Origin of the sequence: Streptococcus vicugnae (genome assembly GCF_016461705.1) — a bacterium.
GTDB lineage: Bacteria > Bacillota > Bacilli > Lactobacillales > Streptococcaceae > Streptococcus > Streptococcus vicugnae.
The window spans coordinates 23,775-39,326 of sequence record NZ_JAEMHW010000006.1; the positions used below are offsets into that span (position 1 = coordinate 23,775).

Consider the following 15,552-nt stretch of genomic DNA (forward strand, 5'->3'; position numbering starts at 1 on the left):
TAGAATAAATATAGGAAATTTATGCGATATTTTTTTAAAAATAATAAACTTTTTTCACGTTTAGTGGGCATAAACTTGCTTTCAAAAGTTGGGGATAGATTATTTTATACAGCTATGTTAACTATAGCAGCTTCCTTGAAAGATGCTAGTTTAGCTGTTATGGTTGTGTCAGCTTCAGAAACTCTTCCAATTTTGATTAGTCTATTTTTAGGTCCTATTGCTGATAAGCAAGAACAGAAATTGCGTCAGTTAGTATCAAGTTCACTTTTTAGAGTATTGATGTACCTTGGTATTGCTTTTATTTTTAGATACCCACCGACCGTAATGTTAATTTTTTTAGCAGCGTTTTTTAATCTGTTATCAGATGTTAGCGGAAATTATTCAACGGCGTTATTCTCACCTTTTACCAAGACTTTGGTAAAACCAGAAAATATGCAGGAGGCACAAGGACTTGTTAGTTTAGGAACGCAACTTGTAACGATTTTATCTACTTTTATTGGTGCTTCTTTGTTATTAGTTTTTAGTGAATCTTCTTTAGCTGCGACAAATGCTATAGTTTTTTTAATAGTTGCTATATTTTATTGGATGATTCATCCACAACTTAAGATGTACGAGAGCAATATGACGATCTCCAAGGAAAAAAATGCTTTTCGGGTTGTTAAGGAGAATTTTAAATCATTTTTGACTGACCATGTATTTTTTATCAATTTGGTTCAGTTAGCAATGTTAAATGGTTTTTTTGGTGGTTTAACACCATTATTTGCCTTATTTATCAAAGAAAATTGTGAGCTTGCAACTCTAAGTAAGCCTTTAAAGATTTCAATTTTGTCGGGAATCATCATATTTTTTATGATTATAGGAAATGGTTTAGCAAATAAGATATTCAAAAAGCAATCTATTTTTATTATTAATATCTTGGCTGATTTAGCGATTTTATTAGTTGGACTTGGGTTTGTAATGAATAGTATTTGGATAATTTGGGGTGGAAATGCTTTTCTTGCTTTTTTATTAGGTATAGTTTCGCCTCGCTTTTCAGCGGATGTTGTGAATTGATATCCTGTTGAAAGAATTGGGGGGGATAGTGACTAGCGTTAACTCTCTTTTAGTATTAGCTCCTCCAGTTACAAGTTTAATATTTCCAACTCTATCAACTATTAATATTCACCTAGCTTATATTGGATTATTGGCATATGCTGTTTTACTTATTTTATTTAGTATGTTTATTTATAAAAAGAAGTCTTAACATTTCAAGACTTCTTTTTATAAAGTAATAATTGAAGATTTTCTTCAAGAAAATCTGCTATTTCTATGTAACCAAAATTTTTAAGGGAAAAAATATAGTTTTCTATGTTTTTGATATTATTTTCTCCTTCTTGGTAATTAAGCACCATTCTTAGAAACATAAGAATAGTTTTTACAAACATATCTTGAGAGTCTAATAATTTTTCAAGCTGGATAATGAAGTAATTAGCGTCACAGAATAATTGTCTTTCTAGTAGTGTAAAAATAATATTTAAATGTACGAGCTGTGCTCGATGTCTGTTGTTTGGAATGGATAAATAAATAGATTCTCTCTTAGTGAATGCTTTAGCAAGGAAGATAAGATCTTCATCTGATAAGATTTGTAAAGTGTTACCGAAGATAAAGAGTTCATACTCTGTCCATTCTTCGATACTATAAAGATAAGTTGTGATTAATTCTGCGTCTTTTTTTGATATGAAGTAATCTTGGTTTAAATTGTGAATAGCACAGTGGATAACTAATTTATTGAGCTGATTGTAGCTATCATTTGATTCAGTAAATTTATCATATGTGTATAAGATATTTTCAAGTCCTTTGATATCTTTTTTAGAATGATATTTTGCAACTTTTTGAGCAAGTTTAAAGAATGAAGAAGATTCATATTGGTGATAAGCTTGTTCAAACTCAGCTAAACTCATGTGTATCGCAGAAATAGCAATTAATAATTTATCAGCTGACAGCATGGTTTGACCATTCTCAAATTTTGATAACTGTGATTGTGAGAGATGTTCATTAGCAATATCTTTCATTTTTAAGCCTCTAGCTAATCTAAGATCACGAAATAGTTCTCCCAATTCAAAGTTATTTAACTGACTCAATATTATCTCCTTACACTTATGACTTCATATTTATTTATATTTTAGCAGAAAAAAATCTTTTCTCCAAGGAATGTTGATATATCAATATTCAATAGAAAGAAAATTGTTAACTAACAAAATTTTCTGAAAATTATCTTGACTTTATTTTATAAAGTGTTAACATGGAGTGTAAGATTTAATTGATAGGAGAAAACAGATGAGAAGTGACATGATTAAGGTAGGTGTGGATAAAGCACCAGCCCGTGGTCTTCTTTATGCAACCGGGCAAGTAAAATCTGCTAAAGACATGCAAAAACCATTTATCGCAATTTGTAATTCTTACATTGATATTGTTCCTGGACATGTTCATTTGCGTGAGTTGGCAGATGTCGCCAAGGAAGCTATCCGTGAAATGGGTGGTATTCCTTTTGAATTTAATACTATTGGTGTTGACGACGGAATTGCTATGGGGCATATTGGAATGCGTTATAGTCTTCCATCACGTGAAATCATTGCGGATGCTGCTGAAACAGTTATCAATGCGCATTGGTTTGACGGTGTTTTCTACATTCCTAACTGTGATAAAATTACGCCAGGGATGATTCTAGCTGCCCTTCGTACAAATGTTCCTGCAGTTTTCTGTTCAGGTGGACCAATGAAAGGTGGCGTTGATATGACTGGACATCAAGCGACTTTATCAAGCCTTTTTGAAGCGGTCGGAACATATCAAGCTGGCGATATGTCAAAAACAGAATTAGATTATCTAGAACAAAATGCTTGCCCAACATGTGGTTCATGTGCAGGTATGTTTACAGCCAATTCTATGAACTCTCTTATGGAAGTACTTGGTCTAGCTCTTCCAGGAAATGGTACTGTACTTGCTGTTTCTGATCAACGTCGTGAGTTGGTACGTCAAGCAGCAAAACATTTGATGGACAACGTTAAAAATAATTTGCGTCCACGTGATATTATCACTAAAGAAGCAATCGATGATGCCTTTGCTCTTGATATGGCAATGGGTGGTTCAACAAATACTGTTCTTCACACACTTGCTATTGCGCGTGAAGCTGGTATTGATTACAATTTGACAGATATTAACGAAATTGCTAAGAAGACACCATATCTTTCTAAAATTGCGCCATCAAGTGTTTACACAATGCATGATGTTCAAGAAGCTGGTGGTATTTCAGCAATCATCAACCAATTGATTAAAAAAGGTACAATCAAGGGTGATCGTATCACTGTAACTGGTAAAACATTGAAAGAAAATGTTGCAGGCGCTGAAATCAAGAATGAAGAAATCATTCATCCAATTGAAAGTCCTATTTCACCAGTAGGTGGTTTGTCTGTCCTTTACGGAAATATCGCTCAAGATGGTGCGGTTATCAAGGTTGGTGGAGTTGATCCATCCGTTAAAACTTTCCGTGGTAAAGCTATCTGCTGTGATTCACAAGATGAAGCACTTGAATTGATTGACAATGGTACTGTTAAAAAAGGTCATGTTGTTGTCATTCGTTACGAAGGTCCTCAAGGTGGTCCAGGCATGCCAGAAATGCTCGCACCAACTTCTAAAATCGTTGGACGTGGGCTTGGTAAAGATGTTGCCTTGATTACTGATGGTCGTTTCTCAGGAGCTACTCGTGGTATTGCCATTGGTCACGTTTCACCAGAAGCAGCAGAAGGTGGTAACATTGCCCTTATTGAAGATGGCGATGAAATTTATATTGATTTAACAAATCGAACAATTGATTTGCTTGTGGATGATGCCACATTAGAAGAACGTCGTAAACATTTGAAACCATTTAAGTTAAAAATTTCAAGCGGTTGGTTGCGTCGTTACACAGCTTTTGCGTCATCAGCTAACTTTGGTGGTTCAATGATGACTCAAGAAGAGTTTGAAGAACGTAAAGCGGAACGCGAAAGCCAAGAAAAAGAATAAAGTAAATTATTTTTGAAAGTGTTCAAATAATTGTTCACTTTCCCTTGCTTTATTTTTTTTAAATGTTATTATAGTAACAAGCTGTTAGAATTTTTAGATAATTCGGAATTTACATGAAAAGGAGGACTTTGTGAAACAGATTAGATTAAAAGAATCCAAGAATGGATCGGAATTGTTATTGGAAACCTTGGCTAGTCTGGGAATTGATACGATTTTCGGCTACCCGGGTGGAGCCGTTCTGCCACTTTATGACGCTATTTATAATTTTGATGGTATTCGCCATATTTTGGCACGTCATGAGCAAGGTGCCCTCCATGAAGCAGAAGGTTACGCAAAATCAACTGGTAAACTTGGTGTTGCCATTGTTACCAGCGGTCCTGGTGCAACTAATGCTATTACAGGTATTGCCGATGGTATGAGCGATAGCGTTCCAATGCTTATTTTCACTGGTCAGGTTGGCATGTCTGGTATTGGTAAAGATGCTTTCCAAGAGGCAGATATTATCGGTATTACAATGCCAATTACAAAATACAATTATCAGATTCGTGATGTTGCTGATGTTCCTCGAATTGTAACTGAGGCTGCTCACATTGCAACAACTGGACGACCTGGACCAGTAGTGATTGATCTTCCGAAAAATATTTCGGCTGCAAAAACATCATTCTATCATGATCCAACGGTTAATCTTCCAAGTTATCAACCGACGTTAGAACCAAATGTCTTGCAGGTCAAGAAAATTTTGACACAGTTGAAAAAAGCAAAACGTCCACTAATCATTGCTGGTGGTGGCGTCAATTATTCAGGTGCATCTGAGGAGTTGATTGCTTTTGCAGAACGCTATAATATCCCAGTTGTTTCAACATTGTTGAGCTTAGGTGTTATGCCAATTAATCATCCACTTTCTTTAGGGATGGGTGGTATGCATGGGTCATATGCTTCAAACATGGCATTGACACAATGTGATTTCATGATTAACTTTGGATCGCGTTTTGCAGATCGCTTGACAGGTAATCCTAAGACATTTGCTAAAAAAGCAGTTGTAGCACACGTTGATATCGATCCAGCTGAGATTGGTAAAGTGGTTAAAACACAGATTCCAATCGTTGGTGACGCCAAGCGTACATTACAAATTCTTCTAGATGAAGATGAAGTTAAAACACGTCACGATGATTGGACAGAATCAGTTCTAGCTAATAAAGCAAAAGCTCCATTTAGTTATGATTTTGATGAATCAGTGATTAAACCACAACACGCTATTGCTACAATTGGTAAAGTTACTGATGGTGATGCCATTGTCGTAACAGACGTTGGTCAGCACCAAATGTGGGCGGCTCAATTTTATCCATATAAAAATGAGCGTCAACTGATTACATCTGGTGGTCTTGGAACAATGGGATTTGGTATCCCAGCAGCAATCGGTGCCAAGTTAGCTAACCCTGATAAAGAAGTTATTCTTTTTGTCGGTGATGGTGGTTTCCAAATGACAAACCAAGAATTGGCATTATTAAATGGTTATGGTGTTCCGATTAAAGTGGTACTTATCAATAACCATTCACTTGGTATGGTTCGTCAATGGCAAGAATCATTTTACGATGAGCATCGCAGTGAGTCAACATTTGATGATGAACCAAACTTCCAAATGATGGCAGAAGCTTATGGAATTGCTCACTACAAGTTCACTAATCCAAATACGTTGGAAGAAGATTTGAAAGTAATTACTGAGAATAAACCAATGCTAATTGAAGTAGCTATTTCAAATCGTGAACATGTTTATCCAATGGTTCCTTCAGGTAAATCAAATAGTGAAATGTTGGGGGTGAAGTTTAATGCGTAGAATGTTGACAGCTAAGCTTCAAAATTCAACAGGTGTTCTTAATCGATTCACTGGAGTCCTGTCACGCCGACAGGTAAACATTGAGTCTATATCAGTTGGACATACCATGGAACCAAATGTTTCTCGCATCACTATTATTATTGATGTTGAGAATTTGGAAGAAGTCGAGCAAATCATCAAACAATTGAATCGATTGATTGATGTACTTCGAGTTCGTGATATTACGGACATTCCACATTTGGAACGTGAAGTGATTTTGGTTAAGGTTACAGCACCAACTAGCAAACGAGCTGAGATATTAGCCGTTATTCAACCTTTCCGCGCTAGTGTTGTTGACGTTGCGCCTAAATCAATTACGATTCAGGTGACTGGTGACGGAGATAAGATTGATGCTTTGCTTCGTGTTGTTAAACCTTATGGTATTCAGAATCTTGCTCGCACAGGTGCAACAGGATTCTCAAGAGATTTTTCTTGTTAAAAACATTTAATTTAGTTAACATTTGCCTTACTCGGGCAGTTAAAATAAAAATAGAAAAGAGATATTTATTATGGCAGTAACAATGGAATACGAAAAAGACGTAAAAGTAGCAGCTCTTGATGGTAAAAAAATTGCCGTTATCGGTTATGGATCACAAGGTCATGCTCATGCTCAAAACTTGCGTGACTCAGGTCACGATGTTATCATTGGGGTTCGCCATGGTAAATCATTCGATAAAGCAAAAGAAGATGGATTTGACACTTATGAAGTAGCAGAAGCAACTAAACTTGCTGATGTTATCATGGTATTGGCACCAGATGAAATTCAAGCTAAACTTTATGCTGAAGAAATTGCTCCAAACCTTGAACCAGGTAACGCTCTTGGTTTTGCACATGGTTTCAACATTCGTTTCGAATACATTAAAGCTCCTGAAACAGTAGACGTATTCATGTGTGCTCCTAAAGGACCAGGTCACCTTGTACGTCGTACTTACACTGAAGGATTTGGTGTACCTGCACTTTACGCTGTTTACCAAGATGCTACTGGTAATGCAAAAGATATCGCAATGGACTGGTCTAAAGGTATCGGTGCTGCACGTGTTGGACTTCTTGAAACAACATTCAAAGAAGAAACTGAAGAAGATCTATTCGGTGAACAAGCAGTTCTTTGTGGTGGTTTGACTGCCCTTATCGAAGCTGGTTTTGAAGTTCTTACTGAAGCTGGATATGCTCCAGAATTGGCTTACTTTGAAGTTCTTCACGAAATGAAACTTATCGTTGACCTAATCTACGAAGGTGGATTCAAGAAAATGCGTCAATCAATCTCAAATACAGCTGAATTTGGTGACTACGTATCAGGACCACGTGTTATCACTAAAGACGTTAAAGAAAATATGAAAGCTGTTCTTGCTGATATCCAATCTGGTAAATTTGCAGAAGACTTCGTTAACGACTATAAAGCAGGTCGTCCAAAACTTGAAGCTTACCGTAAAGAAGCAGCTGAACTTGAAATTGAAAAAGTTGGTGCAGAACTTCGTAAAGCAATGCCTTTCGTTAACCAAAACGATGATGATGCATTCAAAATTTATAACTAATTTTTGAAGAAGTCTACTTAATAAAAGGCCGATGTTAGTCATCGGTTTTTTATCTATTAATAAGCAAATTGTCATATAAAATATTTAGATATTAGAAGAGGTAGTTTATGATCTTAGCTAAGGATGTTGTTGACGCCTACGACGTCTTGAAAGATGTTGTTGAGCGTACACCCCTAGATTTTGACCGCTATTTGTCGGAAAAATATGGTGCAACTGTTTATCTTAAACGTGAAAACATGCAGAAAGTGCGTTCTTTTAAAATTCGTGGTGCTTATTACGCTATTCACCAATTATCAGATGAAGATAAAAAACGTGGTGTAGTTTGTGCTTCAGCTGGAAATCATGCTCAAGGTGTTGCTTTTACCTGCCATGAAATGAAAATTCCAGCAACAATTTTTATGCCTGTAACAACTCCCCAACAAAAAATTGGTCAAGTTAAATTCTTTGGTGGTCCTTATGTGACAATTAAATTGGTTGGAGATACTTTTGATGCTTCAGCACAAGCAGCTCAAGAATTTACAAAATCTGAAGGAATGACTTTTATTGATCCTTTTGATGATGAAAATGTTCAAGCAGGACAAGGGACTGTCGCCTACGAGATTTATGAACAAGCTCAAGAAGAAGGCGTTACCTTTGACCAAATCTTTGTTCCAGTCGGTGGTGGTGGTTTGATTTCTGGTGTAGCCACTTATATCAAAGATGTTGCTCCTGAGATTGAAGTCGTTGGTGTGGAAGCGTCAGGAGCTCGTAGCATGCGTGCTGCATTTGATAAAGGGCATCCTGTTAAATTGGAAGAGATTGATAAATTTGCCGACGGGATTGCTGTTCAAAAAGTTGGTGAGAAAACTTTTGAAGTTGCCCGTAAATATGTTGATAAATTAGTTGGTGTTGATGAAGGTTTGATTTCTGAAACACTTATTGACATGTATTCAAAACAAGGTATCATTGCCGAACCTGCGGGAGCATCTTCTATTGCAGCTCTTGAAGTCATGAAGGATGACATCAAAGGTAAAACAGTTGTATGTATTATCTCTGGTGGGAATAATGATATCAACCGTATGCAAGAAATGGAAGAACGTGCCCTTATTTATGATGGGGTGAAACACTATTTTGTGGTTAATTTCCCACAACGTCCAGGAGCACTTCGTGAATTTGTAAATAACATTCTTGGTCCAAATGATGATATTACGCGTTTTGAATATATCAAACGTGCTAATAAAGGAACTGGTCCAGTTCTCATTGGGATTACTTTAGGGGATAAGAATGATTATAATGATTTTATTGATCGTCTGTCAGGTTTTGATCCTTCATACATCAATTTGCACGGAAATGAAAGCCTCTATAATTTGTTAGTTTGATGAAAAAATAAACTTCTGTTCTCTCTTAAAATTATTATTATATTGACAAGCAAACCTAGTTGAACTTTCCGGTTTAACTAGGTTTTTATGTGGATTTTCCTTGACTTTTTGAGAAAATAAAATATAATTGTATTAACCAAAAGGTACAAAAGTGGAGGTTTGGTATTTAGGCCTTGTTTTATTATTTTTTGTGCCTTTACAGCAATTAGTTGTGACTAGATGTCTAGAAAAAAGAAATAGTTTCAAAGGAGAATAATTATGTTTTTGATTGTTGTTACAATTGTTATCTTGCTAATCTTAGGTGTGATTGCAAGCACACTTTATGTTGTTCGTCAACAAACAGTAGCTATCATTGAACGTTTTGGAAAATATCAAACAACTTCTGGTAGTGGTATTCATGTTCGTTTGCCATTTGGTATTGATAAGATTGCTGCACGTATTCAATTGCGTCTTTTGCAATCTGAAATTGTGGTAGAAACAAAAACGAAAGATAATGTTTTTGTTACTTTAAATGTGGCTACTCAATACCGTGTTAATGAACAAAATGTTACAGATGCTTACTACAAACTTATGCGTCCTGAAGCTCAAATAAAATCATATATTGAAGATGCTCTTCGCTCATCAGTTCCCAAATTGACTTTGGATGAATTGTTTGAGAAAAAAGATGAAATTGCTCTTGAAGTGCAACATCAAGTAGCTGAAGAAATGTCAACTTATGGTTATCTTATCGTGAAAACATTGATTACTAAAGTTGAACCAGATGCTGAAGTTAAGCAATCAATGAATGAAATCAATGCGGCACAACGTAAACGCGTTGCAGCTCAAGAATTAGCTAATGCAGATAAAATTAAAATTGTAACGGCCGCCGAAGCAGAAGCTGAAAAAGATCGTCTTCACGGTGTTGGTATTGCTCAGCAGCGTAAAGCAATTGTTGATGGCCTTGCTGAATCTATTCAAGAATTAAAAGACGCAAATGTTGGTATGACAGAAGAACAAATTATGTCTATTCTTTTGACTAACCAATACCTTGATACTTTGAATACTTTTGCGGCTAAAGGCAATCAAACACTCTTCTTACCAAATCATCCAGAAGGTATTGAAGATATTCGCACACAAATTTTGTCATCATTGAAAACTAAATAATAAAAAAAAGTCCCTATTGCAGACGGAAGGAATTGCAATAGGGACTTTTTGTCTGGCATTGTTAGGGATTGAAATAGGAGTTAAATATTTCTTTTATACCGTTTATATTCATGGATTATTTTCAGAGCACGTTTCCGTGTTTTGATATTGGGACTTTTAAGTCTGCGATAAGCAGATGCTAAATCAGTTTTTTCAGCCATATCAACCTCCTTAAAATTAGATTATTAACGTTAACATTGAGTAGTATAGCACAAAACACTTAACTGGTAAAGCATTTTGTGTATTTTAAGATAATATATTGATATTTTGGCTCAAAAAAACAACCTTCTAAGATATAGAAGATTGTTTTTAACATTATTTCAAGAAGCGTTGTAAGAAAACTTTTGTACGCTCTTGTTGAGGATTTTCAAAGATTTGTTCAGGTGTACCTTCTTCAGCGATAACGCCTTTATCCATGAAGATGACGCGATCTGAGACTTCTTTGGCAAATTCCATTTCGTGAGTAACGATAATCATTGTCAAACCTGATTTAGCAAGATCTTGCATTGTTTTAAGAACTTCACCAACCATTTCTGGGTCAAGTGCTGAAGTTGGTTCGTCAAATAGCATTGCTTCAGGGTTAACTGACAAGGCACGGGCAATAGCCACACGTTGTTTTTGACCACCAGAAAGTTGTTTTGGTTTTGCTTTCCAGTATTGTTCTGTCATTCCAACTTTTGTGAGGTTTTCTTTGGCAATGGCTTCTGCTTCACTGCGAGAACGTTTTAGAACAGTTGTTTGAGCAACAATAGCATTTTCCAAAACGTTTAAGTTTTCAAAAAGGTTGAATGATTGGAAAACCATTCCAAGTTTTTCACGGTATTCTGTCAAATTGTAGTTTTTTTCGAGAACGTTTTGACCGTGGAAGAGGATTTTACCAGCAGTTGGTTCTTCTAAAAGGTTAATAGAACGAAGAAATGTTGATTTTCCTGAACCTGATGAACCAATGATTGAAATAACCTCACCTTTTTTAACTGAAAGTGAAATATCTTTAAGGACTTCATTTTGTCCGTAAGATTTTTTCAAATGTTTAATATCAATAATAGCTTGTGACATTATTTCACCTCTTTCGTTTGGTTTTGGTTAGCACCAGTTGTGTAAGTGTCGGCATCGAAGCGTCGTTCAATAAAGCGTAGGATGCGTGTCACTGTGAAGGTGAGAACAAAGTAGATAATCGCGATAATAGTAAATGTTTGGAAGTATTGATATGTTTGTGTTGCAACAGTATTACCTGAAAAGTAAAGTTCAACAACTGAGATAACATTCAATACTGAAGTATCTTTGATGTTGATGACAAATTCGTTACCTGTTGCTGGCAAGATATTGCGAACAACTTGAGGAAGAACGATTTTGCGCATTGTTTGACCGTGGGTAAATCCAAGTGCTGTAGCTGCTTCGAATTGACCTTTATCAACAGCGAAGATACCACCACGAACGATTTCACTCATGTAAGCACCAGTGTTGATTGAAACGATAAAGATTGCAGCTAGTGTACGGTCGATTGAGATACCAAAGGCTTGAGCTGTACCATAGTAGATAACCATTGCTTGTACGATCATCGGAGTACCACGGAAAATTTCAATGTAAACGCTAAGCAACCAGCCAAAGGCTTTTTGAAGTCCTGCAAGAACTTTATTCGTAGCTTTTGGAGCTGTGCGGTAAACACCAATCAATAGACCAATGAAAAGACCAACAACTGTACCAATAATAGAGATGAGAAGTGTAACCCCTGCACCACGTAGGAATTGGTTCCAGTTTTTCTTGAAGATTCCCCACATGTCAGTAAAGAAATTACTCTTTTGATCTTTTTCAGTTTTATCAGCTGGTTGTTTTTCAATCATGTCATCCATGAGTTGGAGACGATCATTTTCAGAGATGCCAGCTAAAACAGCATTAACTTTTGCCAATGTTTCTGTATCATCTTTACGAAGACCGACAGCAATAGCAGTGTCTGCTTTAGATGTTGCAAATCCTTTGCCTTCTTCAAAGGCAATCATCTTGAAGTCGCTGTTAGCATTTTCAGCAGAGATAGCATCAGGACGTTCAGAAACGTAACCATCAATAATACCAGATTCAAGTGCTTGACGCATTTGATTGAAGTCACCCATAGCAGTTTCTTTTGAAACATCTTTGATTTGGTCAATCAAGTTGTAAAGGTAGACACCTTGTTGAGAAGTTAATTTTGCACCTGCAAAATCTTTAAGTGAAGACGCTTGTGCAAAATCACCTTTTTTAGAAACAACGATAACTGGGTAGCTTGTATAGTAACTATCTGAGAATGCAATTTCTTTCTTACGTTCAGCTGTAGGACTCATTCCGGCAGCAATCATGTCAATCTTTCCGGAAGTAAGTGCGGGAATCAATCCTGTCCAAGTAGTTTTGACAACGAGGAGTTCCTTGCCTAAGCTATCTGCTATTTTCTTAGCTATTTGGACATCGTATCCGTTAGCATACTGGCTAGTTCCTTCGATAGGAACAGCTCCATTAGAATCGTCATCTTGTGTCCAGTTGAATGGGGCATAGGCTGCTTCCATACCAACACGAAGATATTCGTCAGCGTTTGCGCTAGTCATTCCTCCAAAGAGAAGAAGAAGGGCTGCAAAACAACTTAAAAGTAACTTTTTCATTTAAGACTCCTGTCTATTCTTGTACCTTACTATTTTACAGGAAATAGGGTCTGATTTCAACACGATACGCTTAAAAATAGAATATTTATACAACAGATTATGATAAAATAGTGGGAGAAGAAAGGAGTAGGAGATCATGAAAAAATTAAGACTGATTTTGGTTGCAATCATCACATTTTTAGGATTATCTGTTCAAGTTTTTGCTGACAGTGATGTTGACTACAGCATCAGCAATTATGATGGTGTCTTAACAGTACATGAGGATAATACTGCTGATTTTTATCAGACAATTACTTATCGATTTGATTCCTCTTATAATGGTCAGATTGTGACTTTGGGAGAAGCAGGTCATATGCCTGATGGTTTTTCTGTTAACAATCAGCCAGAAGTTTCTGCTGAAGTTAATGGAGGCGATAAAACTGTTCGGTCTGTGGTAAGCGATCTTGGTGATGGTTATCAGGTAAAAATTTATAATTCTGGTTATAGTGGAGATGTAGTGACTGTTAAGTTACACTGGAAATTATCGCATTTACTTTTCCCTTATCAAGACGTCGCTGAACTCAATTGGGTACCAATTAGTGATTGGGATGAAACCTTGAAGCATGTCACTTTTACTGTTGTCACTGATAAGACGACGACTAATCGTAATCTCTGGGCTCATAGAGGTTATCTAAAATCAGCGGTTGTAAACAAATTACCCGATGGTTATCAAATTACTACTGAAAATGTCGATGGGAAATTAGAGCTACATGCTTATTGGGATAAAGCCATTTTGACAAATGCTACAAGGTTAGCAAATAACCGTAAGGCAGATATCATTAAGCAAGAAAATAAAATTGCTCGAAGGAGCCGATTGCTTAAACTGGTACTATTTAAGCTCGTTCCTGCTGTGATTGTTGTTTTAATCGGATTAGCTTGGTTTTTCTTCTTCAAAGGAAAACGAATGGCTAAAAAGTACGAAAAGTTTAGTCGCGATACTCGTTCCTATGAAGCGCCTGAAGATTGGTCACCTTTGCTAATTATGCAATACATTTACGATGTTGATTTGCAAGATACTGATACAAAAGGAAGTCCAATTTCACAAAAATTCAAATTTGAGACAGCTATGCAAGCGACATTGCTTGATTTGATTGATCGTCATATTATTACAGCAAATGATGAGGAATTGACTTGCCATCTTGATAAGCCAATGACTGATTATGAATCAGAAGTTATTGATATGGCATTTGGCGATAAAGGAACCGTGAAAATTGAAGAACTGTTTGCTGATTATCGCTTTGATGATGAGCTTGTTGATAGCTATAAGAAAAAATATAAAGGTCACACCTTAGAAACAAAACTAAACAATCTTGGTGAAGCTTTCAACAAACGCTATCTTGGTAAGTTGGAACAGATTACGGATTTAGTAGATCAAGAAATATCAGATAAAGGTCTACCAGAAATTCGTGAAAATTTAACTGATGTCATTGCTAATAAATTTGAATATGCCAAGGGTCTCCTATTCCTTACAGTAATACCAATTTTTGCTGGCTTAGTTTACCTTTTGTTTAATGCAAATTTGGCTTTTCTTACATACGGTTTATTATTACTTTTAGTTGTTTTAAGTTTAGTTATTATCATGGTTAAAGCGCACTACTATAAGGTCCATGGTATGATAACCGCTATAGGTCAAGAACGAATTCAAGCTTGGGTTAGCTTTACCAATATGATGCGAGATATTAATAAATTCGATAAAGTTGACTGGCAAGGAGTCATCGTCTGGAACCGTATTTTGGTTTATGCAACGCTATTTGGCTATGCTAAGCAAGTTCAAAAATATCTCAAAATTCATGATATTAAACTTGCTAGTGAGTCTGATTTTATGATGAGCCCTGAACTTGGTTACTTAATTGGTATGCAAACACATCGATTAGGAATGGCTAGTTTGAATGCTGATTCAGCTGCACACTTTTCTGTTTCATCCGGTAGTTCCGGCTCTAGTGGAGGATTCTCCGGAGGCGGCGGTGGCGGAGGCGGCGGAGCGTTTTAAAAATGCCCCAAATCTGCTATAATTGAAGGGATATTAAATTAAGGAGAGCTTATGTTATTTTTCGAACTACTAAAGGCTATCTTTTTAGGGATAGTTGAGGGAATTACAGAGTGGTTACCTGTTTCAAGTACAGGACACCTGATTTTGGTTCAAGAGTTTATCAAATTGAATCAAGATAAAGCGTTTTTGGACATGTTCAACATTGTCATTCAATTGGGAGCAATCTTAGCTGTTATTGTGATTTACTTTAAACGTTTGAATCCATTTCAGCCTGGAAAAACAGCGCGTGAAGTTCAGTTAACATGGCAACTATGGTTAAAAGTTGTCATTGCATGTATTCCATCAATTTTGATTGCAGTGCCTTTTGATGATTGGTTCGAAGCACACTTTAACTACATGCTTCCAATCGCAATTGCCTTAATTGTTTACGGGATTGCATTTATCTGGATTGAAAAACGAAATGCTAATATTGAACCTGAAGTGACTGATCTTACTCGCATGCCTTATTTGACAGCGTTTTGGATTGGATGTTTCCAAGTGCTAAGTATTGTTCCGGGAACAAGTCGTTCAGGAGCAACAATTCTTGGGGCTATTATTGTGGGGACAAGTCGTTCAGTTGCTGCTGACTTCACTTTCTTCCTTGCTATTCCAACAATGTTTGGTTACAGTGGTTTGAAAGCCATTAAATTCTTCTTGGACGGAAACGTTCTTAACTTTAGCCAATTCTTGATTTTGATGGTGGCTAGCGTAACAGCTTTCCTTGTCAGTCTTTATGTTATCCGCTTCTTGACTGATTATGTTAAAAAACACGATTTCACTATTTTTGGTAAGTATCGTATCGTTTTAGGGACAATTCTTATTTTATATAGCATTGTTAAAGTTATCTTTTAAAATGCCAGCAGCCCTTGTCAGG

General features: G+C 36.3%; 12 protein-coding genes and 1 pseudogene. 9 read left to right on the forward strand and 4 right to left on the reverse strand.

Annotation, left to right across the window (positions count from 1 at the left end; genetic code table 11):
- Positions 1-21 precede the first annotated feature (21 nt).
- A pseudogene (locus JG537_RS08750) lies at positions 22-1,243 on the forward strand (MFS transporter).
- Between the two features lie 4 nt (positions 1,244-1,247).
- Here JG537_RS08750 and JG537_RS08755 read toward each other — a convergent pair.
- Complete coding sequence (locus JG537_RS08755) at positions 1,248-2,120, reverse strand: Rgg/GadR/MutR family transcriptional regulator (protein ID WP_199544963.1); 873 nt, start codon at positions 2,118-2,120, stop codon at positions 1,248-1,250.
- 196 nt (positions 2,121-2,316) lie between these two features.
- Here JG537_RS08755 and ilvD point away from each other — a divergent pair, with 196 nt between their 5' ends.
- From ilvD to JG537_RS08785, 6 genes are all read left to right on the forward strand, one after another.
- The gene (gene ilvD, locus JG537_RS08760; RefSeq protein WP_199544965.1) at positions 2,317-4,038 is read left to right on the forward strand and encodes a dihydroxy-acid dehydratase; all 1,722 of its coding nucleotides are present in this window, start codon (positions 2,317-2,319) and stop codon (positions 4,036-4,038) included.
- A gap of 130 nt (positions 4,039-4,168) precedes the next feature.
- Complete coding sequence (locus tag JG537_RS08765) at positions 4,169-5,872, forward strand: acetolactate synthase large subunit (RefSeq protein ID WP_199544967.1); 1,704 nt, start codon at positions 4,169-4,171, stop codon at positions 5,870-5,872.
- Entirely contained in the window at positions 5,865-6,350 is a 486-nt protein-coding gene (ilvN, locus tag JG537_RS08770; RefSeq protein WP_132868801.1) for an acetolactate synthase small subunit, read from the forward strand. Before JG537_RS08765 ends, ilvN begins: the two co-directional genes overlap by 8 nt.
- 70 nt (positions 6,351-6,420) lie before the next feature.
- Positions 6,421-7,443, forward strand: coding sequence for a ketol-acid reductoisomerase (ilvC, locus tag JG537_RS08775; RefSeq protein WP_132868800.1), 1,023 nt, complete (start codon positions 6,421-6,423; stop codon positions 7,441-7,443).
- 107 nt (positions 7,444-7,550) lie between these two features.
- Entirely contained in the window at positions 7,551-8,801 is a 1,251-nt protein-coding gene (gene ilvA, locus JG537_RS08780; RefSeq protein WP_199544969.1) for a threonine ammonia-lyase IlvA, read from the forward strand.
- 258 nt (positions 8,802-9,059) lie between these two features.
- On the forward strand, positions 9,060-9,944 hold the full coding sequence (locus tag JG537_RS08785) for an SPFH domain-containing protein (RefSeq protein WP_199544971.1): 885 nt from the start codon (positions 9,060-9,062) through the stop codon (positions 9,942-9,944).
- A gap of 80 nt (positions 9,945-10,024) precedes the next feature.
- Here the strand turns inward: JG537_RS08785 and JG537_RS08790 are convergent, their stop codons facing one another.
- The 3 genes from JG537_RS08790 to JG537_RS08800 form a co-directional block, all read right to left on the reverse strand.
- On the reverse strand, positions 10,025-10,144 hold the full coding sequence (locus tag JG537_RS08790) for a putative metal homeostasis protein (RefSeq protein ID WP_199544978.1): 120 nt from the start codon (positions 10,142-10,144) through the stop codon (positions 10,025-10,027).
- A 154-nt stretch (positions 10,145-10,298) separates the two neighbouring features.
- Positions 10,299-11,039, reverse strand: a complete 741-nt coding sequence (locus tag JG537_RS08795; RefSeq protein WP_132869579.1) for an amino acid ABC transporter ATP-binding protein — start codon at positions 11,037-11,039, stop codon at positions 10,299-10,301.
- Positions 11,039-12,610: an ABC transporter permease subunit gene (locus JG537_RS08800; RefSeq protein ID WP_132869578.1), complete on the reverse strand. Its 1,572-nt coding sequence runs from the start codon at positions 12,608-12,610 to the stop codon at positions 11,039-11,041. Before JG537_RS08800 ends, JG537_RS08795 begins: the two co-directional genes overlap by 1 nt.
- A gap of 136 nt (positions 12,611-12,746) precedes the next feature.
- Here JG537_RS08800 and JG537_RS08805 point away from each other — a divergent pair, with 136 nt between their 5' ends.
- Both JG537_RS08805 and JG537_RS08810 read left to right on the forward strand, forming a co-directional pair.
- Positions 12,747-14,639 carry a DUF2207 domain-containing protein gene (locus JG537_RS08805; RefSeq protein WP_199544980.1) on the forward strand — a complete coding sequence of 631 codons (1,893 nt, stop codon included), beginning with the start codon at positions 12,747-12,749 and terminating at the stop codon, positions 14,637-14,639.
- Positions 14,640-14,690: 51 nt separating this feature from the next.
- Positions 14,691-15,530: an undecaprenyl-diphosphate phosphatase gene (locus JG537_RS08810; RefSeq protein ID WP_132869576.1), complete on the forward strand. Its 840-nt coding sequence runs from the start codon at positions 14,691-14,693 to the stop codon at positions 15,528-15,530.
- Positions 15,531-15,552: the final 22 nt, after the last annotated feature.

What these genes read in the sequence shown, in the direction of transcription:
- JG537_RS08800 (WP_132869578.1), bottom strand. Translation starts at nt 12,610, where the DNA reads ATGAAAAAGTTACTTTTAAGTTGTTTTGCAGCCCTTCTTCTTCTCTTT.
- JG537_RS08795 (WP_132869579.1), bottom strand. Translation starts at nt 11,039, where the DNA reads ATGTCACAAGCTATTATTGATATTAAACATTTGAAAAAATCTTACGGA.
- ilvA (WP_199544969.1), top strand. Translation starts at nt 7,551, where the DNA reads ATGATCTTAGCTAAGGATGTTGTTGACGCCTACGACGTCTTGAAAGAT.
- ilvC (WP_132868800.1), top strand. Translation starts at nt 6,421, where the DNA reads ATGGCAGTAACAATGGAATACGAAAAAGACGTAAAAGTAGCAGCTCTT.
- JG537_RS08805 (WP_199544980.1), top strand. Translation starts at nt 12,747, where the DNA reads ATGAAAAAATTAAGACTGATTTTGGTTGCAATCATCACATTTTTAGGA.
- JG537_RS08785 (WP_199544971.1), top strand. Translation starts at nt 9,060, where the DNA reads ATGTTTTTGATTGTTGTTACAATTGTTATCTTGCTAATCTTAGGTGTG.
- JG537_RS08810 (WP_132869576.1), top strand. Translation starts at nt 14,691, where the DNA reads ATGTTATTTTTCGAACTACTAAAGGCTATCTTTTTAGGGATAGTTGAG.
- ilvN (WP_132868801.1), top strand. Translation starts at nt 5,865, where the DNA reads ATGCGTAGAATGTTGACAGCTAAGCTTCAAAATTCAACAGGTGTTCTT.
- JG537_RS08790 (WP_199544978.1), bottom strand. Translation starts at nt 10,144, where the DNA reads ATGGCTGAAAAAACTGATTTAGCATCTGCTTATCGCAGACTTAAAAGT.
- ilvD (WP_199544965.1), top strand. Translation starts at nt 2,317, where the DNA reads ATGAGAAGTGACATGATTAAGGTAGGTGTGGATAAAGCACCAGCCCGT.